The sequence below is a fragment of the Streptomyces sp. OZ13 genome (genome assembly GCF_052068155.1).
GTDB lineage: Bacteria > Actinomycetota > Actinomycetes > Streptomycetales > Streptomycetaceae > Streptomyces.
On record NZ_JBQHCZ010000009.1, the window covers coordinates 180,543 to 206,728 of the forward strand.

At 72.7% G+C, this 26,186-nt stretch carries 26 protein-coding genes and 1 tRNA gene; 13 read left to right on the top strand and 14 right to left on the bottom strand.

Annotation, left to right across the window (positions count from 1 at the left end; genetic code table 11):
* Positions 1-51: 51 nt before the first annotated feature.
* Positions 52-666 (top strand): hypothetical protein, encoded by a 615-nt coding sequence (locus ACTMTU_RS21365; protein ID WP_441265102.1) that lies wholly within the window; start codon positions 52-54, stop codon positions 664-666.
* 3 nt (positions 667-669) lie between these two features.
* Here ACTMTU_RS21365 and ACTMTU_RS21370 read toward each other — a convergent pair whose 3' ends face one another.
* Positions 670-1,848, bottom strand: coding sequence for an acyl-CoA dehydrogenase family protein (locus ACTMTU_RS21370; RefSeq protein ID WP_441265103.1), 1,179 nt, complete (start codon positions 1,846-1,848; stop codon positions 670-672).
* 113 nt (positions 1,849-1,961) lie between these two features.
* Between ACTMTU_RS21370 and ACTMTU_RS21375 the strand changes: the two genes are divergently transcribed.
* Complete coding sequence (locus tag ACTMTU_RS21375; RefSeq protein ID WP_441265104.1) at positions 1,962-3,131, top strand: thiolase C-terminal domain-containing protein; 1,170 nt, start codon at positions 1,962-1,964, stop codon at positions 3,129-3,131.
* A gap of 37 nt (positions 3,132-3,168) precedes the next feature.
* Positions 3,169-3,849, top strand: a complete 681-nt coding sequence (locus ACTMTU_RS21380; RefSeq protein ID WP_441265105.1) for a pyridoxine/pyridoxamine 5'-phosphate oxidase — start codon at positions 3,169-3,171, stop codon at positions 3,847-3,849.
* On the opposite strand, the gene ACTMTU_RS21385 is transcribed toward ACTMTU_RS21380, so the two are convergent.
* On the bottom strand, positions 3,798-4,259 hold the full coding sequence (locus ACTMTU_RS21385; RefSeq protein WP_441265106.1) for a Zn-ribbon domain-containing OB-fold protein: 462 nt from the start codon (positions 4,257-4,259) through the stop codon (positions 3,798-3,800). The two genes, ACTMTU_RS21380 and ACTMTU_RS21385, sit on opposite strands and share 52 nt — an antisense overlap.
* Positions 4,259-4,708 (bottom strand): DoxX family protein, encoded by a 450-nt coding sequence (locus ACTMTU_RS21390; protein WP_441265107.1) that lies wholly within the window; start codon positions 4,706-4,708, stop codon positions 4,259-4,261. The genes ACTMTU_RS21385 and ACTMTU_RS21390 overlap by 1 nt, the downstream gene beginning before the upstream one ends.
* Before the next feature lie 152 nt (positions 4,709-4,860).
* Between ACTMTU_RS21390 and ACTMTU_RS21395 the strand changes: the two genes are divergently transcribed.
* The 4 genes from ACTMTU_RS21395 to ACTMTU_RS21410 all read left to right on the top strand — a co-directional run bounded on the left by ACTMTU_RS21395 (position 4,861) and on the right by ACTMTU_RS21410 (position 9,965).
* Positions 4,861-6,024 carry a flavin-containing monooxygenase gene (locus ACTMTU_RS21395; protein WP_441265108.1) on the top strand — a complete coding sequence of 388 codons (1,164 nt, stop codon included), beginning with the start codon at positions 4,861-4,863 and terminating at the stop codon, positions 6,022-6,024.
* Positions 6,025-6,512: 488 nt separating this feature from the next.
* The gene (locus ACTMTU_RS21400) at positions 6,513-8,744 is read left to right on the top strand and encodes an acetate--CoA ligase family protein (protein WP_441265109.1); all 2,232 of its coding nucleotides are present in this window, start codon (positions 6,513-6,515) and stop codon (positions 8,742-8,744) included.
* Positions 8,735-9,526: an enoyl-CoA hydratase/isomerase family protein gene (locus tag ACTMTU_RS21405; RefSeq protein WP_441265110.1), complete on the top strand. Its 792-nt coding sequence runs from the start codon at positions 8,735-8,737 to the stop codon at positions 9,524-9,526. The genes ACTMTU_RS21400 and ACTMTU_RS21405 overlap by 10 nt, the downstream gene beginning before the upstream one ends.
* A gap of 139 nt (positions 9,527-9,665) precedes the next feature.
* Positions 9,666-9,965 carry a helix-turn-helix transcriptional regulator gene (locus tag ACTMTU_RS21410; RefSeq protein ID WP_441265111.1) on the top strand — a complete coding sequence of 100 codons (300 nt, stop codon included), beginning with the start codon at positions 9,666-9,668 and terminating at the stop codon, positions 9,963-9,965.
* A 39-nt stretch (positions 9,966-10,004) separates the two neighbouring features.
* Here the strand turns inward: ACTMTU_RS21410 and ACTMTU_RS21415 are convergent, their stop codons facing one another.
* The gene (locus ACTMTU_RS21415) at positions 10,005-10,892 is read right to left on the bottom strand and encodes a hypothetical protein (protein ID WP_441265112.1); all 888 of its coding nucleotides are present in this window, start codon (positions 10,890-10,892) and stop codon (positions 10,005-10,007) included.
* Between the two features lie 125 nt (positions 10,893-11,017).
* Between ACTMTU_RS21415 and ACTMTU_RS21420 the strand changes: the two genes are divergently transcribed.
* Together ACTMTU_RS21420 and ACTMTU_RS21425 are read left to right on the top strand one after the other, a co-directional pair.
* Complete coding sequence (locus ACTMTU_RS21420) at positions 11,018-11,608, top strand: flavin reductase family protein (RefSeq protein WP_441265209.1); 591 nt, start codon at positions 11,018-11,020, stop codon at positions 11,606-11,608.
* A gap of 39 nt (positions 11,609-11,647) precedes the next feature.
* Positions 11,648-12,154 carry a DUF1203 domain-containing protein gene (locus ACTMTU_RS21425; RefSeq protein ID WP_441265113.1) on the top strand — a complete coding sequence of 169 codons (507 nt, stop codon included), beginning with the start codon at positions 11,648-11,650 and terminating at the stop codon, positions 12,152-12,154.
* On the opposite strand, the gene ACTMTU_RS21430 is transcribed toward ACTMTU_RS21425, so the two are convergent.
* Complete coding sequence (locus tag ACTMTU_RS21430; protein ID WP_441265114.1) at positions 12,144-13,454, bottom strand: MFS transporter; 1,311 nt, start codon at positions 13,452-13,454, stop codon at positions 12,144-12,146. The genes ACTMTU_RS21425 and ACTMTU_RS21430 overlap by 11 nt on opposite strands.
* A gap of 72 nt (positions 13,455-13,526) precedes the next feature.
* Here ACTMTU_RS21430 and ACTMTU_RS21435 point away from each other — a divergent pair, with 72 nt between their 5' ends.
* Entirely contained in the window at positions 13,527-14,513 is a 987-nt protein-coding gene (locus tag ACTMTU_RS21435) for a GlxA family transcriptional regulator (protein ID WP_441265115.1), read from the top strand.
* A 78-nt stretch (positions 14,514-14,591) separates the two neighbouring features.
* Here the strand turns inward: ACTMTU_RS21435 and ACTMTU_RS21440 are convergent.
* From ACTMTU_RS21440 to ACTMTU_RS21450, 3 genes are all read right to left on the bottom strand, one after another.
* Positions 14,592-14,711, bottom strand: a tRNA-OTHER gene (locus ACTMTU_RS21440).
* A gap of 189 nt (positions 14,712-14,900) precedes the next feature.
* Positions 14,901-15,950 carry a Zn-dependent alcohol dehydrogenase gene (locus tag ACTMTU_RS21445; RefSeq protein ID WP_441265116.1) on the bottom strand — a complete coding sequence of 350 codons (1,050 nt, stop codon included), beginning with the start codon at positions 15,948-15,950 and terminating at the stop codon, positions 14,901-14,903.
* A 113-nt stretch (positions 15,951-16,063) separates the two neighbouring features.
* Positions 16,064-17,044: an SDR family oxidoreductase gene (locus tag ACTMTU_RS21450; RefSeq protein WP_441265117.1), complete on the bottom strand. Its 981-nt coding sequence runs from the start codon at positions 17,042-17,044 to the stop codon at positions 16,064-16,066.
* Between the two features lie 83 nt (positions 17,045-17,127).
* Between ACTMTU_RS21450 and ACTMTU_RS21455 the strand changes: the two genes are divergently transcribed.
* A complete protein-coding gene (locus ACTMTU_RS21455; RefSeq protein WP_441265118.1) occupies positions 17,128-18,054 on the top strand; it encodes a cyclase family protein in 927 nt (308 codons plus the stop codon).
* Between the two features lie 90 nt (positions 18,055-18,144).
* Here ACTMTU_RS21455 and ACTMTU_RS21460 read toward each other — a convergent pair whose 3' ends face one another.
* From ACTMTU_RS21460 to ACTMTU_RS21475, 4 genes are all read right to left on the bottom strand, one after another.
* A complete protein-coding gene (locus tag ACTMTU_RS21460; RefSeq protein ID WP_441265119.1) occupies positions 18,145-18,600 on the bottom strand; it encodes an ATP-binding protein in 456 nt (151 codons plus the stop codon).
* A 446-nt stretch (positions 18,601-19,046) separates the two neighbouring features.
* The gene (locus ACTMTU_RS21465) at positions 19,047-19,973 is read right to left on the bottom strand and encodes an acyl-CoA dehydrogenase family protein (RefSeq protein ID WP_441265120.1); all 927 of its coding nucleotides are present in this window, start codon (positions 19,971-19,973) and stop codon (positions 19,047-19,049) included.
* The gene (locus ACTMTU_RS21470; RefSeq protein WP_441265121.1) at positions 19,973-21,106 is read right to left on the bottom strand and encodes an acyl-CoA dehydrogenase family protein; all 1,134 of its coding nucleotides are present in this window, start codon (positions 21,104-21,106) and stop codon (positions 19,973-19,975) included. Before ACTMTU_RS21470 ends, ACTMTU_RS21465 begins: the two co-directional genes overlap by 1 nt.
* On the bottom strand, positions 21,106-22,302 hold the full coding sequence (locus tag ACTMTU_RS21475) for an amidohydrolase family protein (RefSeq protein WP_441265122.1): 1,197 nt from the start codon (positions 22,300-22,302) through the stop codon (positions 21,106-21,108). Before ACTMTU_RS21475 ends, ACTMTU_RS21470 begins: the two co-directional genes overlap by 1 nt.
* 131 nt (positions 22,303-22,433) lie before the next feature.
* Here ACTMTU_RS21475 and ACTMTU_RS21480 point away from each other — a divergent pair, with 131 nt between their 5' ends.
* Positions 22,434-23,930, top strand: coding sequence for a class I adenylate-forming enzyme family protein (locus ACTMTU_RS21480; RefSeq protein WP_441265123.1), 1,497 nt, complete (start codon positions 22,434-22,436; stop codon positions 23,928-23,930).
* A 301-nt stretch (positions 23,931-24,231) separates the two neighbouring features.
* On the opposite strand, the gene ACTMTU_RS21485 is transcribed toward ACTMTU_RS21480, so the two are convergent.
* Together ACTMTU_RS21485 and ACTMTU_RS21490 are read right to left on the bottom strand one after the other, a co-directional pair.
* On the bottom strand, positions 24,232-24,747 hold the full coding sequence (locus ACTMTU_RS21485; protein WP_441265124.1) for an EF-hand domain-containing protein: 516 nt from the start codon (positions 24,745-24,747) through the stop codon (positions 24,232-24,234).
* A 191-nt stretch (positions 24,748-24,938) separates the two neighbouring features.
* Positions 24,939-25,313 (bottom strand): STAS domain-containing protein, encoded by a 375-nt coding sequence (locus ACTMTU_RS21490; RefSeq protein ID WP_159695137.1) that lies wholly within the window; start codon positions 25,311-25,313, stop codon positions 24,939-24,941.
* Between the two features lie 286 nt (positions 25,314-25,599).
* On the opposite strand from ACTMTU_RS21490, the gene ACTMTU_RS21495 reads away from it, so the two are divergent.
* Positions 25,600-26,181, top strand: a complete 582-nt coding sequence (locus tag ACTMTU_RS21495; RefSeq protein WP_364599567.1) for a sigma-70 family RNA polymerase sigma factor — start codon at positions 25,600-25,602, stop codon at positions 26,179-26,181.
* Positions 26,182-26,186: the final 5 nt, after the last annotated feature.

The following is a 26,186-nucleotide window of genomic DNA, read 5'->3' on the forward strand; positions in this document are numbered from 1 at the left end:
GGGTACCCGCCGCATGTCGCCGTCGGCTGCGGCGGCAGAAGGAGGCCGGCGATGATCCGCAACGTCATCGGCTCGATCCTCGCTCTCGTCGGAGCGACGGCCGCCGTATGGAGCCCCTTCCATGACTGGTACGACAGCCGTCACGGGCGGGACTACCGCATCCAGGACCTGTTCACCGGCATCACCTCGAACGAGGGCGAGCTCTTCGCGTCCCTCCTGCTGCCCATGGCCTTCGCCGCCCTGCTGACCCTGATCGGTCTGCTGCTGCGTTCCCGTTTGCTGGTGGCGCTGGCCGGTGTGGTCGTCCTCGGGTTCACCGTGCTGTGGATGGTCCGGCAGGGTCAGGCCGCCGGCAGTCTCACGGCGGGCGGTGACGGGGACGGGCTCGGCCTCGGCGTGGCGCTCGCCTTCGGCGGAGGTGTGCTGCTGCTGTTGGCCGCCGCGCTGATGAGCGGTCGCCGCGGGCTGCGCCGCAGGCGTGAGGAGCCGTACGACGAGGAGCCCCCGGGCCATGTCCCGGCAGCGGCGGACGACTGGGGTCCGTACGGTCGGGACCCGAACAGCCCCGGCCCCTATCAGGGCCAGGGGCAGCCCTATCAGGGCCAGGACCGGTACGACGCGGGCCCCCGCTACGGGGACGAGGAGCCTCCGCCCCGGCGGACGTAGGCGTCACCGGTGGCCGGCGGCCTCCTGGGAGGACGCGAACAGCCCGGCCCGTTCGGCCGCGGCGTCGCGCAGCCGGTGCACAGGGCCGAAGAGCAGTTCGTCGGCAGCGGCCCGTCTGGCGTACTGATGCGCCTCGTGTTCCCAGGTGAAGCCGGTGCCGCCGTGCAGCTGGACCGTCTCGCCCGCGACCGTGCGCAGCGTCTCGAGGCACTGGGCGAGTGCCAGGGCGGCGGCCGCCGGGTCCCCTGCCGCGTAGTACGCCGCGGAGCGGGCCGCCTGGACCTGGACGTACAGGCCGGCGAGCCGGTGTACGACGGCCTGGCGGGAGGCGACGCGGCCGGGCTGTTCCCGGGTCCTGACGTGCTCCACGGTTCTCGACAGCGCGCCCGCCGCCGCGCCCGCCGCTTCCGCCGCGAGGAGAGCCGCCGCACCGGAGCCGGTGGCTCGCAGAGCGCGGGGCACGTCGGCGCCGTCCTCGCCGAGGAGCCGGGCGGGGCTGTCGCGGAGTTCGAGGCAGGCCTGCGGGCGGGTCTCGTCGAGGGCCGTCAGCCGGGTGCGGGTCAGTCCGGGTGCGTCGGCGTCGACCTGGAAGAGGAGGGGGCGGCTGCGTGGGAAGCCGCCCGTGTGGGCGGCGACGAGCAGCAGCCGGGCGCTGTGGCCGTCGAGCACCTGCGGGGCCTCTCCGTAGAGGGTCCAGCCGTCGCCGGTCGACCGGGCCTGGATGCCGCCGGCCCGGCCGCCGCCCGCCCACGTTCCGGCCGTGTTGTCACCGGTCAGCGCGAGCGCCTCGGCGAGGTTGCCGGGGACGGCGAGCGTGCAGGTGAGCGAGGCGTCCGCGATGCGCGGCAGGAGCTCGGCGCGCTGTGCGGGGGTGCCGAGCGCCAGGATCAGGGGTGTGGCGAGGCCCGCGGTGGCGAGCAGGGGCGACGGCAGCAGGACCCGGCCGCTCTCCTCGCAGGCGAGCGCGAGTTCGGTGAGGGTGCGGTCCGCGCCGCCGTAACGGGCGGGGAGCGTGAGGCCGGGCAGGCCGAGCTGTTCCGCGAGGCGCGCCCACAGATCGGTGTCGTACCCGTCGGGTGTGCGGGCGGCCGCGGCGGAAGCGGCGGGATCCGCGTGTTCCGTCAGTGCTTCGCGCAGCGTGCGGCGGATCTCGTGCTGCTCGGTGGTGAAGGCGGCATCCATCGGCGGCTCCTGCCCACGACATTCTGACGGGCCGTCATGTTAGGGCGTCGAGGAGCGGATGCACAGACGTCTCCCGCCCCCTCGGCCTCATTATCTGATGTACCGTCAGATGCATGCCCTCCACTCCGCGCAAGGTCGCCGTCGTCGGCACGGCCCTCTCGGACTGCGGCCGCGTCGACGGCCTCACCCCCTACGCGCTGCACGCCCAGGCCGCCCGCCGGGCGCTCGCCGACTCCGGCCTGGACCGCTCCGTCGTGGACGGCCTCGCCTCGGCCGGTCTCGGCACGTTCGCGCCGGCCGAGGTCGCCGAGTACCTCGGCCTGCGGCCCCTCTGGGTGGACTCCACGGCCGTCGGCGGGGCGAGCTGGGAGGTCATGGCGGCGCACGCGGCCGACGCCGTCGCCGCCGGTCACGCCAATGTGGTGCTGCTGGTCTACGGGTCCACCGCCCGCGCCGACATCAAGGCGGGACGGCGCACCTCCGACCTGTCCTTCGGCACCCGCGGCCCGCTCCAGTTCGAGGTGCCGTACGGGCACACCCTCGTCGCCAAGTACGCGATGGCCGCACGCCGCCACATGTACCGGTACGGCACGACCCTGGAGCAGCTCGCGCAGGTGGCCGTTCAGGCGCGGGCCAACGCCGCCGCCAACGAGGACGCCATGTTCCGTGACCCGATCACCGTCGACGACGTGCTGGACGGCCCGGTGATCGCCGACCCGTTCACCAAGCTGCACTGCTGCATCCGCAGCGACGGCGGCTGCGCGGTGCTGCTGGCCGCGGAGGAGTACGTACCGGACACGGCGAAGGACCCGGTGTGGATCCTCGGCACCGGTGAGCACGTGTCCCACACCACCATGTCGGAGTGGGACGACCTCACCGTCTCCCCCGCCGCGGTGAGCGGCCGGCTCGCCTTCGAGCGGGCCGGTGTGCGGCCCGACGAGATCGACATCGCGGAGATCTACGACGCCTTCACCTACATGACCCTGGTGACGCTGGAGGACCTCGGCTTCTGCGCCAAGGGCGAGGGCGGCGCCTTCGTCGAGCAGGGACGGCTGCTGCGGGACGGGGAGCTGCCGGTCAACACCGACGGAGGCGGCCTCTCCGCCTGCCACCCGGGCATGCGGGGCCTGTTCCTCCTGGTGGAGGCCGTGCGGCAGCTGCGGGGCGAGGCCGGGGCCCATCAGGTCCGGGGGCCGGGCGGGCGGCTGCCGGCGCTCGCGGTGGCGTCGGGGACGGGCGGTTGGTTCTGCTCGTCGGGGACGGTGGTACTGGGGCGGGGCTGATCCCCCGCGGCGGAGGCCGGGGAGGTTGAATGCGTCCATGGACCATGAAGAGCGCGACCCGCAGGCGGCCTTTCGCGCCCTGCTGCACGCGCAGCGCGTCTGGGACGTCGAGCTGCCGGGGTTCGACCCGGCCGGTGCGCCCGGCGAGCCGCTGCCGCTGTTCCACCGGTGGTTCGGCGAGGCCGTGGCGGCCGGACAGCCGGAGCCGCACACCATGACCCTGGCGACGGTGGACGCCCAGGGGCGTCCGGACGCGCGGATCGTGATGCTCCACGACGCCGACGAGCACGGCTGGCACTTCGCCTCGCACGCCACCAGCGCGAAGGGCCGGCAACTGGCGGCCGGGCCGGAGGCCTCGCTCGTCTTCTACTGGGCGTCGCAGGGCCGCCAGGTCAGGGTCCGGGGCCGGGTCGTCCCCGCCTCCGCCGAGGAGAGCGCGGCCGACCTGCACGCCCGCTCGACGGGTGCGCTGGCCGCCGCTCTGACCGGACGGCAGAGCGAAGTGCTGGACTCCGTGGAAGAGTTGGAGCGCGCTTCGGAGGCCGCCTGGGAGAAGGCGCGGGCCGAGCCGGACGCCCCGGTGCCGACGTGGACGCGGTACGTGCTCCAGCCGCGCGAGGCCGAGTTCTTCCAGGGCGACGACCGGCGCCGGCATGTGAGGTTGCGCTACCGGCGGACCGGCGGCGGGGAGTGGGAGCGGGAGCTGCTCTGGCCCTGAGGGGATCCGGCCGGCCGGAAGACGGGGACGCTGACGCCGTTCTCCCCCGTACGGAAGGCGACCGTCAGCTCCATCCCGACGGCCAGCCGGTCCGGCACGCAGTCCACGACCTCGGTCATCATCCGTACGCCCTCGGCGAGTTCGACCAGCGCCGCCGTGTAGGGCACGCGGTCCGTGAAGGGCGGCAGATCGTTGCGGTGGACGACGGACCAGGTGTAGAGCGTGGCACGGCCGGCGGCCCGCTCCCAGCCGACGTCGTCGCTCCAGCAGTGCGGGCAGAACTCCCGCGGATAGTGGTGCGGCCGCCCGCAGTCGGCACAGCGGCGGATCAGCAGTTCGCCGGCGGCGGCCGCGTCCCAGTAGGGGCGGGTGAAGTCGTCGATGCCGGGCGCCGACGGATCCTGGGCCATCAGAAGAGTCCGATCACGTCGTCGAGCGACCACACCTGCCAGGACATGGCGAAGAGGGCGACGAGGGAGATCAGGGCCATCATGGCGTTCTGCCCCTGCTCCGCCCAGTCGTGGATCATGAGCACCAGGTAGAGCAGATTGAGCAGCAGCCCGCCGATCAGCGCCACCGGGGTCAGGAACCCGCTGACCAGGCCGAGTCCGAGGGCGAGTTCCGCGTGCACCACGAGGTACGCCATCACCCTCGGCCTGGGCGCCACCACCTTGTCGAAGCCGGTGCGGACGGCCTGCCAGCGGTGCTCCGCGGCGACGCCGGCCGCCCAGGTGATGCCCGTACCGCGTTCGAGCCAGCCCTTGCGGTCCTTGTGGCGCCAGCTCTCCAGCCACCACAGGCCGAGGCCGATACGCAGAACGGCGGTCCATTCGGCACCGGTGAGCAGAATCGTCCGCATACTCCGGCCTCTCCTCCCACTGGTTCCTGACGGTACGTCAGTTCAGCGGAAGGAGGCGGCGGGCGCAAGAGGGCCGCGACCGTGACCGATTCGCAACCGAACTCCGTCTTGACTGAGACCCATCAAACCGGCGGGTCATTACGCTCACGCTCATGGCCGACGAGAAGGACTCCGACAGACACCCGGGCATCGACCGGACGAACGACCGCCCGGTGTATGTCGTCGGCGGCGGCCCGGGCGGTCTCGCCGCCGCTGCCGCGCTGCGGGAGCGGGGCGTACGAGCGGTCGTGCTCGAGCGGTCCGAGTCGGTCGGCGCGTCCTGGCGGCGGCACTACGACCGGCTCCATCTGCACACCACCCGCAGGCTCTCCGCGCTGCCCGGCCTGCCGATGCCCCGCTCGTTCGGCCGCTGGGTCTCGCGTGACGACGTGGTCCGCTACCTGGACAAGTACGCGGAGTTCCACGCACTGGAGATCGTCACCGGTGTGGAGGTGTCCCGCATCGAGCCGGCCGGGAACGACTGGATGCTGCACGCCACCGGAGGCCGCCGGCTGACCGGGCGGGCGGTCGTGGTGGCGACGGGCTACAACCACACCCCGCACCTGCCCGACTGGGCGGGCCGCGACACGTACCAGGGCCGGCTGCTGCACGCCGGCGAGTACCGCAGCCCCGGGCCCTTCGCGGGCAAGGACGTGCTCGTCGTCGGCGTGGGCAACACCGGCGCCGAGATCGCCGTCGACCTCGTGGAGGGCGGCGCCGCGCGCGTACGGCTGGCCGTGCGCACCGTCCCGCACATCGTGCGCCGCTCCACCGCGGGCTGGCCCGCCCAGCGCACCGGCATCCTGGTCCGCCGGCTCCCGGTGCGGCTGGTGGACCGGGCGGGCAAGGTCATGAGCAGGATCGCCGTACCCGACCTCGCCGCGCAGGGGCTGCCGCGCCCGGACACGGGCCTGTACTCGCGCGTCAAGAAGGGCGCCATTCCCGTGCAGGACGTGGGCCTGATCGACGCCGTGCGCACGGGCAGGGTCGAGCCCGTGGCGGCCCTCGAGTCGTTCGACGACGGCAAGGCGGTGCTGGCCGACGGTACGCGGATCTCCCCGGACGCCGTGATCGCCGCGACCGGCTACCGGCGTGGACTGGAGGACCTGGTGGGGCACCTCGGCGTGCTCGACGAGCGGGGCCGGCCCGTCGTCCACGGCGGCCGCACGCCGGCGCAGGCGCCGGGCCTGTACTTCACCGGCTTCACCAATCCGATCAGCGGCATGCTCCGCGAGATGGCGATCGACGCCCGCAAGATCGCTAAGGCGCTGGCGTAGCGAGGCCGCGGTAGCCGGCACGCCGGCCCGGCCCATGACGCGGGTCCACCCTGCCCGTGCGACGCCTCCGCCGCCCGGCGGGCCCGGACTCGGGCACGGCCCCGCCCGTGCGACGCCTCCGCCACGGCGGACCCGTTTCTCCAGCCGGGCCATCCCTTCAGGGCGGCGGCCGGGGCCTGCCCGAACCGGGGCAGGCCCCGGCCCCCGTACCGCGCTCCGCGTGTGCCCTCGACCTCCCCCTACGGCCTGGCGGCCGTGGGAGTACCCCAGGCCACAGGGAGATCGAGGCGCGGCGCCCCCGGTCGGGGCAGGCAGCGGCCCGCTCCCCGGGCATCCCGAAGCGGCGCGACGCGCCAACCGTGACGTACGGGCCGCACACGTTCAAGCGCCGCACGACGGTTCCTGACTACCAGTCAGTTCGCTAACCTGACTATGCGTCAGTTAACCGGCCGGGCAGCTCGGCCATCGAGCAGGAGCGGAGACCAGCGATGCTCGGATCAACTCACGGCACCCTCACCTCCGACCTTCGCGCGCGCGTCGTCGCCTGCGGCGACCGCCCCGGAAACGCCGTCCACGAAGCCGCCGGACCCACCGCCTCCGCAGGCGACCTCGATGTGAGCGGCCGGCCCCTGCACGCGCCGGTGCCCGACCTGGACCGGTTCTTCCGCCCCTCCTCCGTCGCGGTCGTCGGGGCCTCGGACACCGAGGGCAGGCCCAACACCGGCATCACCCGCCAACTCGTCGGCTGGGCCGCCCGCGTCGGCGCCCGCCTGCACCCCGTGCACCCCACCCGGACCTCCGTCTTCGGCCTCGACTGCGTACCCTCCGTCGCCGATCTGCCCGTCCCCGTCGACCTCGCCGTACTGCTCGTCCGCGACCCGCTCCCGCTGATCCCCCAACTCGGCGAGGCCAAGGTGCCCTTCGCCGTCGCGTTCGCCTCCGGGTACGCGGAGACCGGCGACCAGGGCGCCGCAGCACAGGCGCGACTCGCGGCGGCCGTGGAGCGCGCGGGCGTACGGCTGCTCGGCCCCAACACCAATCTCAACGCCTTCGAGACGTTCCGCGACGACCTCGAAGGGCCGGCGATCGCGCTCATCACCCAGTCCGGCCACCAGGGCCGGCCCGTGTTCACCATGCAGGAACTCGGCGTACGGATGTCCCACTGGGCGCCCACCGGCAACGAGGCCGACCTCGAGACCGCCGACTTCATCTCGTACTTCGCCGAACGCCCGGAGGTCGGCTCCATCGCCTGCTACGTGGAGGGACTGAAGGACGGGCGCTCCTTCCTGCTCGCCGCCGACCGGGCGGCCCGGCGCGGGGTGCCGGTCGTCGCCGTCAAGGTCGGCCGCACCGACACCGGCGCACGGACGGCCGCCTCGCACACCGGCAAACTCACCGGCAGCGACCAGGTCGTGGACGCGGCGATGCGGCAGTTCGGCGTCATCCGCGTCGACGGGCTCGACGAACTCCAGGACACCGCGGCACTGCTGGCACGTGCGCGGCGCCCGGTCGGTGACGGTGTCGCCGTCTACTCGATCTCCGGCGGCACCGGCGCGCACTTCGCGGACCTGGCGACCGCGGCGGGACTGCGGATCCCCCGGCTGAGCGACGCCCGGCAGGCCGAACTGCACCAGTGGATACCGCCCTATCTGAACGTCTCCAACCCCATCGACAACGGCGGACATCCGGTGGGCGACCACCGCGGTCGCAAGATCATCGACGCGATCCTCGCCGACCCGGACGTGGACGTGCTGATCTGCCCGATCACCGGCCCCTTCCCGCCGATGAGCGACCGGCTGGCCCAGGACCTGGTGGACGCGGCGGAGGCCACCGACAAGCTGGTGTGCGTGGTGTGGGGGTCACCGGCCGGCACGGAGGAGGCGTACCGGACCACGCTGCTCGGCTCCTCCCGTGTCGCCACCTTCCGCACCTTCTCCAACTGCATCACCGCCGTGCGCGCCCATCTGTCCCACCACCGGTTCACGGCCCGCTACCGCTCCCCGTTCGACGAGGCGCCGCGCACCCCCTCCCCGTCGTACCGCAAGGCGCAGGCGCTGATGCGGCCCGGCGAGCAGCTCAGCGAGCACGCGGCGAAGCAGCTGCTGCGGGCCTACGGGATCCGCGTGCCCCGCGAACAGCTGGTGACGAGCGCGGCGGCGTCGGTACGGGCGGCGGCCCTGGTGGGCTACCCGGTCGTGATGAAGGCGTCGGCGCCGCAGCTCGCGCACAAGACCGAGCTGGGCCTCGTCAAGATCGGCCTCACCTCGGCGAGCCAGGTGCGCGACAGCTACCGCGAACTCACCGACATCGCCCGCTACGAGGGCGTGGACCTCGACGGCGTGCTGGTGTGCCAGATGGTGGAGCGGGGCGTCGAGATGGTCGTCGGGGTCTCGCCGGACGAGCTGTTCGGCCCCACCGTGACCGTCGGCCTCGGCGGGGTGCTGGTCGAAGTGCTGCACGACACCGCCGTACGCGTCCCGCCCTTCGGCGAGGACCAGGCGCGGGCCATGCTCGGCGAACTGCGCGGCCGGGCACTGTTCGAAGGCGTACGGGGCGGCCCGCCGGTGGACGTGGACGCGCTCGTCGAGGTGATCCTGCGGGTGCAGCGGATGGCGCTCGAACTGGGCGACCAGCTCGCGGAACTGGACGTCAACCCGCTGATGGTGCTTCCCCGCGGGCAGGGCGCGGTGGCGCTGGACGCGCTGGCGGTGTGCCGGTGAGCCCTGACGTGCGGCACGCCTTGTCGGACGGCGTCTCCTGGATCACCCTCGACCGCCCGGAGGTGATGAACGCCCTCACCTGGGAGCAGCGGGAGCGGATCATCGACCTGCTCGCCGCCGCCTCGTCCGACCCGGCGGTGCGCGCCGTCGTCGTCACGGCGACGGGGCGGGGCTTCTGCGCGGGCGCGGACCTTCGTGGGGCGCCCCCGCGTGAACACGTCCCGGGGGACATCGCCCGGACCATCCGGCTCGGCGCGCAACGGCTTATCGGGGCGGTGCTGGACTGCGAGAAGCCGGTGCTCGCGGCGGTCAACGGCACGGCGGCCGGCATCGGCGCGCATCTGGCCTTCGCCTGCGACCTGGTCCTGGCGGCGGAAGAGGCCCGCTTCATCGAGGTGTTCGTACGCCGGGGGCTGGTACCGGACGGCGGCGGTGCGTATCTGCTGCCGCGCCTGATCGGTCCGCAGCGCGCGAAGGAGCTGATGTTCTTCGGGGACGCCCTCCCCGCGCCGGAGGCGCTGCGCATGGGCCTCGTCAACCGGGTCGTCCCCGCGGCGGATCTGGAGCGGACGGCCCGCGAGTGGGCAGCCCGCCTGGCCGCCGGCCCCACCCGGGCGCTCGCCCTGACCAAGCACCTGGTGAACACCTCCCTGGACGGGGACCGCGCCACGTCCTTCGCCGCGGAGGCCGTGTCCCAGGAACTCAACATGACCACCCGCGACGCCCAGGAGGGCGTGGCGAGCTTCGTGGAGCGCAGGGCGGCGCGTTTCGAGGGGCGGTAGGTTCCGAGGCCCGACCCCACGATCGAGCTGACTGCCTTCCGCAAGCAACGCATGCGGGAACCCGGCGAGGTCGAACGGGCGCTGTGAGCCATGCGCGCATGCATGGCCGAGGAGCACACGGCGGACGAGGAGTGAGGCCATGAACGACCGGAAGCCGTGGGCGGAGCTGTGGGACGAGATCGTCGCCCACCCCGAAGTCCGTGACGCGTACGACGCGGCCCGTATCCGCTACGAACTCGGTCGCGGGGTGCGCGAACGGCGAGTGGCACTCGGCATGACCCAGGACCAGCTCGCTCGCGCCGCCGGCCTCCAGCAGCCCTCGGTGGCGCGCTTCGAAGCGGGCGGCACCATGCCGACGCTGCCGCTGCTGGAACGGCTCGCGGCAGCGCTCGGGGCACGGCTCAGCGTCGCGTTCGAGCCCCTCGACCGTGCGGGCTGACCCCGGCGGCGCAGTGCCCGAGCCCGGTACCTGTGCCGGTCACCCCTTGCGCAGGATGTAGAGGTCACCCGAGTCGGGGTCACCGATGACGACAAAGAGTTCGAGACGGTCCCGGGTACCGCTGAACGTCCATCGGTCGCGCGCGTCCTGGCAGCCCTGGACCGTGAACTCGACGGCGTCCCGGTCATCGGGGCCGTGCCCGCGCCACGACCAGGTGCCGTCGCCGTCGCAGAACTCCGTTTCCCCCACGGTGGATCCGAAGTACGGCAGGCTGCGGAAGGACCCACGGCCGTCCGCGACGAGACGGACCTCCGTACCGCCACCATCGATGCGCCACGTGCCCACAGCGTCGGTACGGCTGATCTCGGGGGGCTCGTACTGCTTGAGGTGGCCGGTCCGGAGCCCGAGCGTGATCAGGCCCATGGCCAGAGCCGCACAGACGGCGGTGCCCAGGGTGAGTTCACCGATCAGCCGCCGGTGGAGCCTCGGTCCGCCGAGGGCCGCGCGGTGTATCGCATGGTGCCCGAAGAGGATGGGGAGCACGCTCGAGCCCAGCGTCCACAGCAGAGCGACGGGATACGACGCGCCGTTCACCCACGCGAGCAGCGCGTACAGCAAGGAGAGCGATGCCGCTGCGGCCAGGCTCCAGCACCAGGCGGGTGGGCGCCGTCGGGCGGCGAGGCGGCCGAGCAGGATCGCGGGGAGGGACATCGCCAGTGCGTGGCCGAAGCCGACGACGGCAAGGAACAGCGGGGCGAGGGGAGCGACGAAGAGCAGCCCGACGGCCGGTCCCGGCGCGTAGTAGGTCTCCTCCTGCACGGGAAGCCACCAGTGCCCCACCATGAGCACGACGACCTGCGCGCCGAACGCGGACGCGGAGGCGAACAGCCCGGTTCCCATCCGGCTGCCGCGCGGTTCGTCCCTCACTCGCAACCCCCGAATTGAACACGTTCAAGCAACCGGAACACTACCCCGGCACCGGGAGCCACGCCACGGGGGTTCTGTTCTGACGCTCCGTCAGTTTCAATGGAGGCGTGATGGGACACGCCGCCATGGCCGCCACCGCCGTTCGCTACCTCCGTTCCGCCGGTGCGCCCACCGTCGGGGCGTACGAGGCGCTGTCCGCGCCCGTACTGCGAGCCGTCGGGGAGGACGAACGGGTGCCCGTCGGCAGGGAGGAGTTCCGGCGGGTGCTGGGGCACTTCGCCAGCGGGGTGACCGTCGTGACGGCGGCCGGTGAGGACGGGCCGGCGGGGTTCGCCTGCCAGTCGTTCGCTTCGCTGTCGCTCGATCCGCCGCTCGTCGTCTTCATGGTGGGGCGCACGTCCACGACCTGGCCACGGATCGCCCGCGCCGGAGGCTTCTGCGTCAACATCCTCGGCGAGGACCAGGGCGCGCTGTGCCGGGGCTTCGCCGTGAGCGGGGCGGACAAGTTCGCGGGGGTCGCGTACCGGCCGGCGCCCGTCACCGGCGCGCCGCTGCTGGACGGTGCGCCCGCCTGGATCGACTGCACCGTCCAGGCCGTGCACACCGGCGGCGACCACCTTCTCGTCGTCGGACGGGTGGCGGCACTGGACGCCGAGGAGGACGGCGCGCCACTGCTGTTCCACCGCGGGCGGTTCGGGCGGTTCGACGTCCGATAGCCGCCGGTGCAGGCCGGTCCCGCCGCGGATGCTGGTCGCATGACCACGACGACCTACGAATCCCTCGCCATCGACCCCACCGTCCTGAAGCAGCTGCGGGAACGTGACGACGCGGGACTCGTCCCGCGCCCCGCCGTCGACCCGCAGGGCGGCGCCCCGCTCCGCTGCTGCCTGCGGCACAGCGAGGCGGGCGAGCGCATCGCGCTCGTCGCGTACGCGCCGCTGCGCCGCTGGGCGGCCGGGACCGGCGCGGAGCCGGGACCGTACGACGAGTGCGGGCCCGTCTTCGTCCACACGGAGGAGTGCGCGGGGCAGACGTCCGGGCCCGGCTACCCGGTCGGGCTCCACGGCCCGCGCAGGGTGCTGCGCGCGTACGACGCCGGCGGGCGCATCCTCGGCGGGACGCTGGTCCAGCTTCCCCGGGAGCGGGCCGCCGAGGTGGACGGCGTCCTTCGGGACGTCTTCACCGATCCGGCGGTGGCGCTGGTGCACGTGCGGGCCCGTTCGGGTGCTTCATGGTCGAGATCCGCCGCCGCTAGGGCGTGACGGCCGGGACCACCTTCGGGAGCGGCTTGCGGCGGATGACGAGCGCCATCAGGGCCGCCGCCGCGCACAGGGCGCCGGAGGCGTACCAGACCACGTCGTACGAGCCGAAGACATCGCGGGCGACGCCGCCCGCGAAGGCGACGACCGCCGCGCCGACCTGGTGGGAGGCCAGTACCCAGCCGAAGACGATCGCGCTGTCGTCGCCGTAGTGCTCGCGGCACAGGGCGATCGTCGGAGGCACGGTGGCGACCCAGTCGAGCCCGTAGAAGACGATGAAGAAGACCATCGGCGGGTCGACCGACGGCGCCAGCAGCATGGGCAGGAAGAGCAGTGAGACGCCGCGCAGCGCGTAGTACACGGCGAGGAGGCGGCGCGCCTCGAAGCGGTCGGTGAACCAGCCGGACGCGATCGTGCCGACGATGTCGAAGACACCGATCACGGCGAGCAGCGACGCGGCAGCGGTGATCGGCATGCCGTGGTCGTGCGCCGCGGGTACGAAGTGTGTCTTGACCAGGCCGTTCGTCGAGGCGCCGCAGATCGCGAAGGTGCCGGCCAACAGCCAGAACGGACCGGTGCGGGCGGCCCGGAAGAGAACGGTGAGCGCCCTGCGCGCCGCGCCGGGAACCGGTTCGGGCTTGGGCGTGAAGCCCTCGGCGCCGTACGCGGCGAGGCCCACATCGGCCGGGTGGTCACGCAGCAGCAGCCAGACGAAGGGGACGACGGCCAGCGCCGAGAGCGCGACGGTGATGGAGGCGGGCTCCCAGCGGTGGTTCTCGACCAGCCAGGCCAGCAGCGGCAGGAAGACGAGCTGCCCGGACGCGCCCGCCGCGGTGAGGATGCCGGTGACCAGCCCGCGGCGCTGCACGAACCACCGGTTGGTGACCGTCGCGGCGAACGCGAGCGCCATGGAGCCTGAGCCGAGACCGACGAGGACGCCCCAGTACAGGACCAGTTGCCAGGCCGCGGTCATCGTCACCGTCAGCGCCGACCCGATCGCGATCACACTCAGCGCGACGGCGACGACCCGGCGGATGCCGAAGCGGTCCATCAGGGCCGCGGCGAACGGCGCGGTCAGCCCGTACAGGGCCAGGTTGACCGACACGGCGAAGCCGATGGTGCCCCGCGACCATCCGAAGTCTTCGTGCAGCGGCTCGATCAGCAGACCCGGCAGGGACGCGAAGGCCGCGGCGCCGATGATCGTCACGAAGGTGACGGCCGCGACGAACCAGGCGCGGTGGATACGGGGCGGGCGGCGAAGCGGCAGCTCGGAGCCGGTGCTGTGAGCGGTTGTCTGGGTCACGTCACCCAGCTTCCGGTCCGGGGTCCGTCCACAACGAGTGGCCCGGAGGACAGCATTCGATAGGATCGGGCCATGACTGCTGCGAAGAGGCACCGGATCGTGGTCCTGGCGCTGCACGGCCTGCTCCCCTTCGAGCTCGGCATCCCGCACCGGATCTTCGGCCGGGCCAAGGACGCCGCGGGCAACACCCTGTACGACATCGTCACCTGCGGCATCAGGCCGGGGCCGGTCCTGACGGACGCCGACTTCGCCGTGAACGTCGAGCACGGGCCGGAGGCGCTGGCCACGGCGGACACGGTCGTCGTCCCGGCGTCGTACGAGCTGGGGCCGGTCTACGACGAGGGCCGGCTCCCCGAAGATCTGGCGGCCGCCCTCGCGCACATCCGGCCCGGCACCCGCATGGTGTCCATCTGCACCGGCGGATACGTACTCGCCGCCGCCGGGTATCTCGACGGCCGCCCCGCCACCACGCACTGGTCGGCGGCCGAGCACTTCCAGCGGATGTTCCCCTCCGTCAAGGTCGACGCGGACGTCCTGTTCATCGACGACGGCGACGTGCTCACATCGGCGGGGGTCGCGGCCGGACTCGACCTCTGCCTGCACGTCGTGCGCCGCGACCACGGCGCCGCCGTCGCCAACGAGGTGGCGCGCCGGACCGTCGTACCGCCGCACCGCGACGGCGGCCAGGCCCAGTACGTCCACCGGCCTGTGCCGGAACCGCAGTTGGCGACCACCACGGCCGCCCGCGCCTGGGCGCTCGACCGGCTGCACGAGCCGCTGCAACTGCGGGACCTGGCCGACCAGGAATCGATGTCCGTGCGGACCTTCACCCGCCGCTTCCGCGAGGAGGTCGGCATCAGCCCGGGACAGTGGCTCACCCAGCAACGGGTGGAACGGGCCCGGCATCTGCTGGAGTCCACGGACCTGTCGGTGGACCAGGTGGCGCGGGACGCGGGTTTCGGCACGGCCCAGTCGATGCGCCAGCATCTCCAGGCTGCACTCGGCGTCCCGCCCACGGTGTACCGGCGCACCTTCCGCGCGAGCGCGGGCAGCGCCTGACGCCGGGCGGGGCGGGGCGGGGCGGGAAGCACAGGGCGTGGACTCCGGGCCGGGCGTGCGGACCAGGGCCGGCGGTCACGGAGCCGGCGGGATTCGAACCCGCGGACAGGGAGGGGCAGGCCCGCCCCTTACCCCGTCAGTCGGCGTGGGAAGGGCCTCCCCCACGCCGATCGCAATGGGCCGCTCTGCCACGGCCCCGGGACCTGTGGGGCCGCGCGCGGCCCCGGTCCCGTGAGCCTACGGTCGGCGGCCCGGCCGGGGCCACCCTTCAGTGCCGCGTCGGTCGATGATGACCGCGCCAGGTGGCGGATACCGAGGGCGCGGGCCCTGCGTCTGGTCGCTCGTCACGATATTGCGTTCTTCTTCGGGGCCCCGTACCTCGGGGACTCAGAACGTCAACACACCGCGCGCCACGCGGCCCTGCCTCGCGTCCTCCGCCGCCTTGGCGAAGTCCTCGACGGGGTAGGTGGCGGTGACCAGTTCGTCGAGCAGCAGGCCGCCCCGGCGGTACAGACCGGCGTAGAGCGCGATGTCGTGCTGCGGACGGGAGGAGCCGTAACGGCAGCCGAGCACCGACTTGTCCAGGAACATCGAAGCGGGCAGGAAGGACGCCTCTGCCGTCGGGGCGGGCATCCCGAGCAGGATCGCCTGGCCGCGCCGGTCGAGCAGTTCGATCGCCCGCCGCACGAGCGCGGCGCTGCCGACGCACTCGAAGACATGGTCCGCGCCGGTCGGCAGGATGTCGCGCACGCCGTCGGCCGACCCGAGGAAGTGCGTCGCGCCGAACTGCCGTGCCACGGCCTCCTTGGCCGGATTGGTGTCGACGGCGAGGATCGCGGAGGCACCGGCGATCCTGGCACCCTGGAGGACGTTGAGCCCGATGCCGCCGGTGCCGATGACGACGACGGTGTCACCGCGCTGCACCTCGGCCCGGTTGAGCACGGCTCCGACACCGGTCAGGACGCCGCAGCCGATGAGCGCGGCCGAGGTGAGGGGGATGTCCGCGGGAATCCTCACGGCCTGCACGGCCTTGACGACCGTGCGCTCCGCGAAAGCGGAGTTGGAGGCGAACTGGAACAGCGGCGTGCCGGCCCGGGAGAAGGGACGGTCCGGACGGCCGATCGCCCGGCGGCACATGGTGGGGCGCCCGCGGTCGCAGTCGGCGCAGGCGCCGCAGTTGGCGAGGGTGGACAGCGCGACATGGTCGCCGGGGGCCACATGGCCGACCCCGTGGCCGACCGCCGCGACGACGCCGGCGCCTTCGTGGCCGAGCACCACCGGCACGGGGAAGGGGATCGTCCCGTCGATCACCGACAGGTCGCTGTGGCAGAGCCCGGCTGCCGCGATGTCGACGGCGACCTCACCCGGCCCCGGGTCCCGTACGTCCAGGTCCGTGACGACCTCGTCCTGTTCACCGTCGAACACGACACCTCTCATCACGGCTCCTTCGGCAGGCCGAGCATCCGCTCGGCGACGGTGTTCCACCGGCTCTCGTCCGAGCCGCCGTGGATCGTGCCGGCCCGGGAGGTGGTGAGTTCCACGGCGGCGGCTCAGTCCTGGGGCCGGGCGCCGGGGCGCCGGACGGTGTCGGCGCGGGCGGTGTCGGCGCGGGCGGTGTCGGCGCGGGCGGTGTCGGCGCGGGCGGTGCCGCCCCCACGGGGCGCGTCCAGCCGCTCCAGCAGCGGCATCGGGTCGGTGCCGACCGTGCCGGGGAGGAAGTCGGCTATCCGGTCGGGGGTCCAGGGCCCTTCCCCGTAGGCGGCCCGCAGCTCCCTCGGCTGCGCCCAGACCGCGATCTTGGGGCCGGCGATCGTGTAGACCTGCCCGGTGATCCGCTCGGCGCGGGCCCGCTCGGAGAGCAGGTAGACGACGAGGGCGGCGACGTCCTCGGGGTCGCCGATCTCCTTGAGCTCCATGGGGACGTTCGCCGACATGCGGGTACGGGCCACCGGGGCCACCGCGTTGGCCGTGACCCCGTACTTGTGGAGGCCGAGCGCCGCACTGCGGACCAGCGAGATGACGCCTCCCTTGGCGGCGGAGTAGTTGGCCTGCGACACGCTGCCCTGGTGGCTGCCGCTGGTGAAGCCGATCAGGGTGCCGGACCTCTGGGCCCGCATCACCGCCGACGCGGCGCGGAAGACCGTGAAGGTGCCTTTGAGGTGGGTGGCGAGGACCGGGTCCCACTCGTCCTCCGACATGTTGAACAGCATCCGTTCGCGCAGGATGCCGGCGACGCAGACGACGCCGTCGAGCCGTCCGTACTCGGCGAGCGCCACGTCCACGACCCGTGCCCCGCCCGCCATCGTCGCGATGTCGTCGGCCACGGCGACGGCCGTGCCGCCGGCGGCCTCGATCTCCTTCACGACGCCGTCGGCCACGGCCGACGTGGGCGAGGAACCGTCGATCGAGACGCCGTGGTCGTTGACGACGACCTTCGCCCCCTCTGCCGCGCAGGCCAGCGCCACCGCGCGCCCGATGCCACGGCCCGCCCCGGTCACGGCGACGGCCCTGCCTGCCAAGAAGTTCCCCACGACCGGCCCCTTCCCGCAATTTCTGACGGACCGTTAGATTCTAGGCCCAGTCCGCCGCACGAGCACAAGCCCCGGGAGGCCAGATGTCATTGCCGGCCGCGTTCCACGACATCGCGAAACGCGTCAACAACTGGGGGCGCTGGGGTGCGGACGACGAGATCGGCACCCTGAACCTGATCACCGGCGAGGTGGTCAGGAACGCCGCCGCCACGGTGCGCAGCGGCCGGCGCGTGCCGCTCGCGCTCCCCCTCCGGCAGGACGGTGTGCAGACCGGCGTCATCCCGGGCCGGGTGAACCCGCTGCACACGATGGTCCAGATCAACCAGGAGCTCTTCGGGCCCGGGACGATCGCCACCAGCGACGACACCGTGACGATGGGGCTCCAGGCGGCCACCCACTGGGACGCCCTGACCCATGCCTCGCACTCGGGCCGCATCTACAACGGCCGCCCGGCCGACACGATCACGCCGCACGACCGCGCCCGCTTCAGCGGCATCGACAAGGCCACGCCCGTGGTCTCACGGGGCGTACTGCTGGACGTGGCACGGGCGAAGGGGCTGGACCGGCTGCCCGTCGACCACGCCGTCACGCCGGAGGACCTGGAGGAGGCCGCGGAGTACGGCCGGGTCACCGTCCGCGCCGGCGACATCGTCCTCGTACGGACGGGGCAGGTGCGGCTGTGCCTGGAGGGCGACCGGCACGGTTACGCGTTCCCTTCGCCCGGCCTGTCGGTGCGCACCCCCGAGTGGTTCCACGCCCGTGACGTCGCCGCCGTCGCGAACGACACCCTCACCTTCGAGATCTTCCCGCCGGAGATCGAGAACCTGTGGCTCGCGGTTCACGCGCTCGACCTCGTGGAGATGGGCATGATGCAGGGCCAGAACTGGAATCTGGAGGAACTGTCCACAGCCTGTGCACAAGAGCGTCGGTACACGTTCCTGCTGTCGGCGATGGCGGAGCCGTTCGTCGGCGGGACCGGCACGCCGGTCGCACCGGTGGCCGTACTCTGACGCCACTCCCGCACCCGGCGGCGGGGACCGGACGCCGCACACGCCGGTACGCGCGGGCGAGGGCTCCGCCCCGGCGCCCGCGGGCGGCGGTCAGGCTCCGCGCGCGGCGACCGGCGGGCCGGCCAGCCGTGCGGTGTCCGCCGGCAGGTCGCGGTCCACCTCGCACCAGATGGACTTGCCCGCGCCCTCCCGCTGCCAGCCCCAGCGGTCCGCGAGGCCGTCGACGAGCTCCAGGCCGCGTCCGCCGGTGTCCTCGCCCTGCGCGTGCCGCGGTCTCGGCGGGCAGGCACTGACGTCGGCGACCTCGACCCTGACCGTCCCCGCCTCCGCGGTGCCGGCGCCGAACAGCATCCGCAGCACGGCCGGACACCCGGTGTGCACCACGGCGTTGGTGACGAGCTCCGAGATCAGCAGGATCAACGTCTCCGCCAGCGGCTCGTCGTCTCCCATGCCGGACTTGAGGAGCCGCGACCGGGCCCATCTTCGGGCCCGCCCCACCTCCGAAGGGTCGGATCCGATCTCCAACTGCACCTGAAGCACCTGCACCGCTCACACCACCCGAACCGGCGGACACATAGCCTCGCGCCTCACAGCCATAACGGAATGTGATTCCCTTACAGCACAGCATGATTGACTGTCAGTCACCGCAACAAGCGCTTCGGGCATATTCCAGCGTGAAGGAGTACGCATGGTGCATACTGTGCGACCCGCGTCCCGGAGAGTCGAACACAAGGCCGCAGAACGCTTTCGCAACCCGGCCCGCCTACCGCCTGCCGACCGCCGGAGGGGCCCCCACCTGCGGCCCGACGACTGCGAGAGATCGCCCCGGACAATGCGCACCGACGGGCTCGGGACCGCCTGACCGGCGACACCGTGAGACCCCGTCATCGCAGCGACTCTCATCCCACGGAGAGTACCGGAGTGGCGCCCCGACTCCACCCAGTGACGAGTCCTCTGAAGGACACAACCCGATATCGACGCACGGTGACGCTTCAGAATGTGGAGGCCAAAGCCTGCGCCTGGATCTCCTCCGCCAAGGCCGTCGTCAGCCACATCCGGGCCCGCAGCAGGGCGCGTTTGAGGTGGAGGTGCACGTCCGACTCCCAGGTGAAGCCCATGCCGCCGAACACCTGGAGGCAGTCCTTGGCGCCGCGCACCGCCGCCTCGTCGGCGAGCAGTTTGGCGCCGGCGATCTCCGCCGGGTCCCCGCTGACGGCCGCCGCGTAGACGGCCGCCCGCGCGACCTCCGTGCGGACGAGCATCTCCGCGCACAGGTGCCCCACGGCCTGGAAGCCGCCGACCGGCTGCCCGAACTGCACCCGTCCCTTCGCATGGCGCACCGCCTCCTCGGTGCTGCGGGCGGCGCTGCCCAACTGCTCCGCGGCCGTGAGAAGCACGGCCGCCCCCGTCCCCGGACCGGGCGCCAGGGGCGCGCGGGGGTGTGGAAGGCGGTGCAGGGGTGTGAGCGGGTCCAGTGACCGCACGGCGACCGCTGCCGAGGCGTCCACCGCGCGCGGCACGCCGTCGGACGTGAACGCGACGACGGTGTCGGCGTTCTCGAAGTGCTGCACGAGGGAGGGGAGTTCGGACACGGAGGTGACGACCACCGTGCCGTCGGCCGCTCCCGGCACATGGCCCGCCGCCAGATGCGTCGCCACCAGCGGTCCCGGCAGCAGCACCCGGCCCGCCTCCTCGAAGACCAGCACCGCCTCCGGGAGGCCCGCACCGGCGCCGCCGGCGTCCTCCGGCATCCGGAGCGCGAAGAACCCCGCGTCGCCCAGTTCGCGCCAGAGCTTCCGGTCGAGCCTGCCCGCGCGGTCCACGGCGGCCCGCAGCGCCTCGCCCCCGAAGTGGCCGGCGAGCAGGTCCCGTACGCCGCGGCGCAGCGCCCGCTGGTCGTCGCTGAGCCGGAAGTCCATCAGCGCCCTTTCGGCAGGCCGAGTACGCGCTCGGCGAGGATGTTCCGCTGGATCTGGGAGGTGCCGGCGGCGATGGTGTACGAGAGGGACGAGAGCCGCTCCCGCGTCCAGGGCAGCGACAGGTCGAGCGCGCCTGGTCCGAGGACCTCCGCGGCGGCGTCGTACAGCTCCTGGCGGGCGTGGGAGTAGCGGAGCTTGAAGACGGAGCCGCCGGTTCCGGGCACGCCGCCGGTGGCGGCGGCCTCGCTGACGTTCCACTGCACGAGCCGCCACAGCGCCGTGAACTCGGCGTGCAGCCTGCCCAGTCTGCGGCGCAGCACCGGATCGTCCCAGCAGCCGTTCGCACGTGCCCGCGCGGCCACCTCGCCGAGGGTGCGGCGGCAGGCGACGACCTCGCCGGCGAAGGCGGTGCCGCGCTCGAAGGACAGCGTGACCATGGTGACGCGCCAGCCGTCGTTCTCCGCCCCGACGCGGTCGGCGGCGGGCACGCGGACCTCGTCGAGGAACACCTCGGCAAACTCGGCGGACCCGGCCAGTGTGCGCAGCGGCCGTACGGTGACGCCGGGCGCGTCCATCCGCATCGCGAGCCAGGTGATGCCGCGGTGCCGGGGTGCGCCGGGGTCGGTGCGTACGAGCAGTTCGCACCAGTCGGCCACTTCCGCGTGCGAGGTCCAGATCTTCTGACCGGTGACGACGTAGGCGTCGCCGTCGCGGACGGCCTTGGTGCGCAGGGAGGCGAGGTCGCTCCCCGCGTCCGGTTCGCTGAATCCCTGGCACCAGATCGCCTCGCCGCGCAGGACGGGTCCGAGCCAGCGTTCCCTCTGCTCGGGGGTGCCCTCCGCGGCGATGGTCGGCCCGGCGTGCAGCAGTCCGACGAAGTTGGCGCCGACGTAGGGCGCTCCGGCCTTCTCCGTCTCCTCGAGGAAGATCAGCCGGAGGGTCGGGGAGGCGTCCCAGTGCACGTTCCCGTAGCCCGCGTCGTACAGCCTCCGCTGCCAGGCGCAGTCGTAGGCCCGCCGCGCCGGCCAGTCGCCGGCCGGCGGCGGTGGAGGCAGCGTGGGCAGCGCGTCCGCCAGCCAGTCGCGCAGCCGGGCACGGAACTCCTCCTCCTCGGCGGTGTACGCCAGGTCCACTACGTGTCCAGGTCCAGGCCGAGCATGCGAATGGCATTGCCGCGCATCAGCTTGTACACGGTCTCGTCGTCCAGGTCCTTCACATGGTCGAGGGCGACCTGCTTGGTGTGCGGGAAGGTCGAGTCGACGTGCGGGTAGTCGGTCTCGAAGGTGGCGTTGTCACGGCCCACGGTGTCGAGGGAGGCGACGCCGTGCTTGTCGCGGAAGAAGCAGCAGAAGATCTGCCGGTAGTAGTACGTGGAGGGCGGTTCGGGGACCAGGTCCCGCACACCGCCCCAGGCCCGGTGCTCCTCCCAAACGTCGTCGGCGCGTTCCAGGGCGTACGGGATCCATCCCATCTGCCCCTCGCTGTAGGCGAGCTTGAGCCGCGGGAAGCGCACGAGGACGCCGCTGAAGAGGAAGTCGGTCATCGAGGCCATGGCGTTGTTGAAGGAGAGCGCGGCCTGCACGGCGGGCGGCGCGTCCGGAGAGGCGGCGGGCATCTGGGACGACGAGCCGATGTGCATGTTGACGACGGTGCCGGTGTCCTGGCAGACGGCGAAGAACGGGTCCCAGTAGCCCGAGTGGATCGACGGCAGCCCGAGGTGGGTGGGGATCTCGGAGAAGGTGACGGCGCGCACGCCGCGCGCCGCGTTCCTGCGGACCTCGGCGACGGCCAGGCCGATGTCCCACAGCGGGACGATGCACAGCGGGACGAGCCGGCCGCCGCTGTCGCCGCACCACTCCTCGACCATCCAGTCGTTGTAGGCGCGGACGCAGGCGAGCGCGACCTCCTTGTCGTGGGCCTCCGCGAAGGTCTGGCCGCAGAAGCGGGGGAAGGTCGGGAAGCAGAGCGACGCCTCGACGTGGTTGAGGTCCATGTCCTTGAGGCGCTCGGCGGGATCCCAGCAGCCGGGCCGCATCTCCGCCCGGGTGATGCCCTCGAGGGTCATCTCGTCGCGGTCGAAGCCGACGGCTGCGATGTTGCGCTTGTACGGGAACTTCAGGTCCTCGTAGATCCACCAGTCGGTGGGCGGTCCGTCCGGGTCCATCGTGATCCGGTACTTGCCGCCGACGTAGGCGAGCTCGCCGATCCCGGCGGTCAGCGGCTTGGGCCCGCGCTCGCGGTACTTGGCGGGGAGCCAGGTCTCGAAGAGGTGCGCCGGTTCGATGACATGGTCGTCGACGCTGACGATACGGGGCAGTTCCTGTTCCATCGGGACCTTCCTCCGCTCCTGACGGTACGTCAGTTCTGGCGCTCAGGCTAGCTCCGCACCCCTGGACCGACAAGGCGCGCGACCCTACGATCTGACGCACCGTCAGACCATTTCCGCGGAGGTGTCCGGGCATGGAAGAGACCGCTCACACACTGGGATCGGCCCGCACCCTCTGGGAACTCGTCGCACGCCGGGCCGCCCTCACCCCGCACCGCCCCGTCCTGCTCCAGGACGACCGCGCCCTCACCTTCGGCGAGCTCCGCGACCGCGCGGAGCGGACCGCCGCCGGGCTGTACGCGCGGGGCGTCCGCCCCGGCACCGTCGTCGCCTGGCAGCTGCCCACCCGGATCGAGACGGTGCTGCTGACCGTGGCGCTCGCCCGCCTCGGCGCGGTCCAGTCGCCCGTCATCCCCTTCTACCGGGACCGCGAGGTCGGCTTCGCGCTCCGCGAGTCACACGCCGCGTACTTCGCCGTGCCGGGCGAATGGCGCGGCTTCGACTTCACGGCCATGGCCCGGCGGGCCGGCGCCCGCGGCGTCTTCGAGGCGTACGCGTCCCTGCCCGACGGCGATCCGTCCCTACTGCCGGCACCGCCCGCCTCCGGCACGGACGTGCGCTGGATCTACTGGACCTCCGGCACCACCTCCGACCCCAAGGGCGTGCTGCACACCGACCGTTCGCTGATCGCGGGCGGTTCGTGCCTGGCGCACGCGCTGCGCCTGTCCGAGGACGACATCGGCTCGATCGCCTTCCCGTTCGCCCACATCGGCGGCCCGGACTACCTGGTGATGCTGCTGCTGTACGGGTTCCCCGCGGTGCTCTTCGAGAAGTTCGCGCTGCCCGACGCGCTCGACGAGTACCGCAGGCACGGCGTCACCGTCGCCGGCGGCTCCACGGCCTTCTACGCGATGTTCCTCGCCGAACAGCGCAAGCAGCCCGGCCGCAAGCTGATCCCCACCCTGCGGCTGCTCGCGGGCGGCGGCGCGCCCAAGCCGCCGGAGCTGCACCGCGCCGTCGTCCGCGAGATGGGCTGCGTGCTCACCCACGGCTACGGCATGACCGAGGTTCCGATGATCACCATGGGCTCGCCCGACGACAGCGAGGACGACCTCGTCCAAACCGAGGGCAGACCGCCCGCCGGCATGGAGATACGGATCGTCGACGGTGAGGTGAGGCTGCGCGGGGAGGCCGTCTGCCAGGGCTACCTCGACCCGGTCGCGACGGCGGCGGCCTTCGACGCCGACGGCTTCCTGATCACCGGCGACCTCGGCCTGCTCACCGACAGCGGCCACCTCGTGCTCACGGGGCGGGCCAAGGACGTCATCATCCGCAAGGGCGAGAACATCTCGGCCAAGGAGATCGAGGACCTGCTGCACGGCCACCCCGCGGTCGGCGACGTGGCCGTCGTCGGCCTGCCGGACGAGGAGCGCGGCGAGCGGGTGTGCGCGGTCGTGGAGCGGACGCCGGGCGTGGCGGATCCCGTACTGGAGGACATCACCGCCTTCCTCCGCGGCACGGGCCTCGCGCTCCACAAACTCCCGGAACAGCTCGAGGTGGTGGACGCCCTTCCTCGCAACGAGGCGTTGCGGAAGGTACTCAAGTACAAATTGCGCGAACAGTACGCATGACCACATTCCGGGCCCTGCCGGGTCCGGCCCGGCCGGGAGGGGGCCCGCTCGGAGGCGCATCCGGCCCGGCCGGCCGGGTCGGGTCAGGTCCGGGCCCTTCGCGGGGCGTCCGCCGGCGGGTCCGGAACTTGCCGGTCCTGTCGGGGCTCCGCCCCGAGCCCCGCGCCTCAAACGCCGGCGGGGCTCGAGTTGCCCGGCGATCGGGGCCACCGCGCAAAACGCGGTACGGGTCCGGGGCGCGGCCCCGGAAGGCCAGGCGGCGGGGCAGCCGCGCACGGATGACGCGGCCGCCCCCGGAACGTCAGTCGGGCTCGGGTGTGACGTAATACGCGGCGAACGCGGTCAGTACGTCATCCTCGGTGATCCGCCCGTCCCCGTCCGTGTCCAGCGCCGCCCCGGCCGCCGCCGCGACGCCCGCGTCGACGCCGAGCGCGCCGAGCACGCGTTCCACGGCCGCGGGCGTGACGCCGCGGCCGTCCTCGTCGGCGACCCTGATCACGGCGTGCACGAACGGGCGGGCGATCTCGCCGAAGCGTTTCGGGTTGTCGCGCAGTCTCTTGACCGCGCTCGTCACGAACTCCTGGCGGGTCACCCGCTGGTCGCCGTCCACGTCGGCGATCCCGGCCATACCCTGCCAGAACGCCTCCGCGCCGCTGTAGAGGTCCTGTCCCTTGTCGGACCGGGCCGTGACGGAGAACTCGGCGAGCAGCTTGGCCGCGGCCGAACTGAAGTCCTCGCGGTCGATATAGCCGTTGCCGTCCTGATCGAAAGCGGCGAAGCGGGAAGCGATCTTCCGCTCGTACTCTGCGCTGTCCATGCGGGGAGCGTAAAGCCCCGGAGGCGGAGGTGTGTACGCACCCGGGCAATTGCACGGCGGCAACGGCTCGGCAAAGCGCAGGTGACGGGAGTGCGACGGGGCGTACAGGGGCGCGCGCACGGGGCACGGGGCGCGCGTACGGGCTTACGGCCGACGGGAGTTCGTGAGCTTCGCCGCGGGCCCGGCCGGCGTCACGCGGTCAGCGGCTGCGCCCCGTCGTCCGTCGCCGAACCGGTGTCCGCGTAGACCTCGAAGAGCCGGCGCACACCCAAAGCCCCCAGCACCCGGTTGACGTGCGACCCGTCCTCCGCGCCGCGCGCCGGGAGGATCAGCCGCAGCCGGCCCCGGCACGAACGCATCAGCCGCCGCGCGGCGATCAGCACGCCGACGCCGCTGGAATCACAGAAGAACACCTCGGAGAGGTCCAGCACGACGTCGTGGTGACCGGCGGCGACGGCGTCGTGGACCCGCTGGCGCACGACCGGCGAGGACACGAGATCGAGCTCCCCGCGTACGTGCAGCACGGTCCACGCGCCCTGCCGGGACTCGGCCACCTTGAGCATCACCACGTTGGACCCCTCCTCAGGCCGGTCACAGAAGACCGGAAGCTGTCCTTCCACTGCCGCTGCCCCACCGTCCGTCGCTGAAACGCGACATTCGTCACGGAGTGCGTTTCCACTCGTCCCCCCGGGGGTTCTTCCCCGGACGCGGCCCTACCATCCCGGACGCCGGCAGGGGCGTACTTGACGCAAAGGCACGTGCGTATTTCGTCCGGCGCACTACATTCGAATGAGCAACAGTCACGAGGGCAGAGGCAGCAGGCACGGAGCGAGCGCAGAGCTTGGGGGCGGTATGGCGAAGGACGCACCACCGCGCTGGGACCGCAGGATGCAGCAGCGACTGGCCCGCGGCGAGGCCGCGGCGCTCGGTGAGCTGTACGACAAGTTCGCCGCGCTCGTGCACAGCCAGGCCCATCGCGTACTCGACGACGAGGAGGCCGCCGACCAGGTCACCCGCGAAGTCTTCGGGTACATATGGGAAAATCCGGACGCCTACGACCCCAAGCAGGGCTCCATGCGCTCCTGGGTGGCACGGCTCACCAACAGCCAGGCCGTGCACCGGCTGCGGCAGAGCGAGGCGGCGGCGCTCGCCGAGGGCGGCGGGGGCACGGCGGAGGAACTGGAGCAGAAGGTGCGCAGGGCCGCCGTCGCGGCCAGGGCCGACTACATCGTGACGTCCATGCCCGCCCCGCTGCGCGCCGCGCTGGAGCTGGCGTACTTCCAGCGCAGGGACTACCGCCAGACCGCCGCCGACCTCGGCGTCACGGAGGACGAGGCCCGTCGGCGGCTGAGGCTGGGCCTGCAACTGCTGGCGACGGCTCACACCCGCTCGCTCGAGGGCTCGTCACCGCCCGGGTACGGACGAGCGCTGTGAACGGC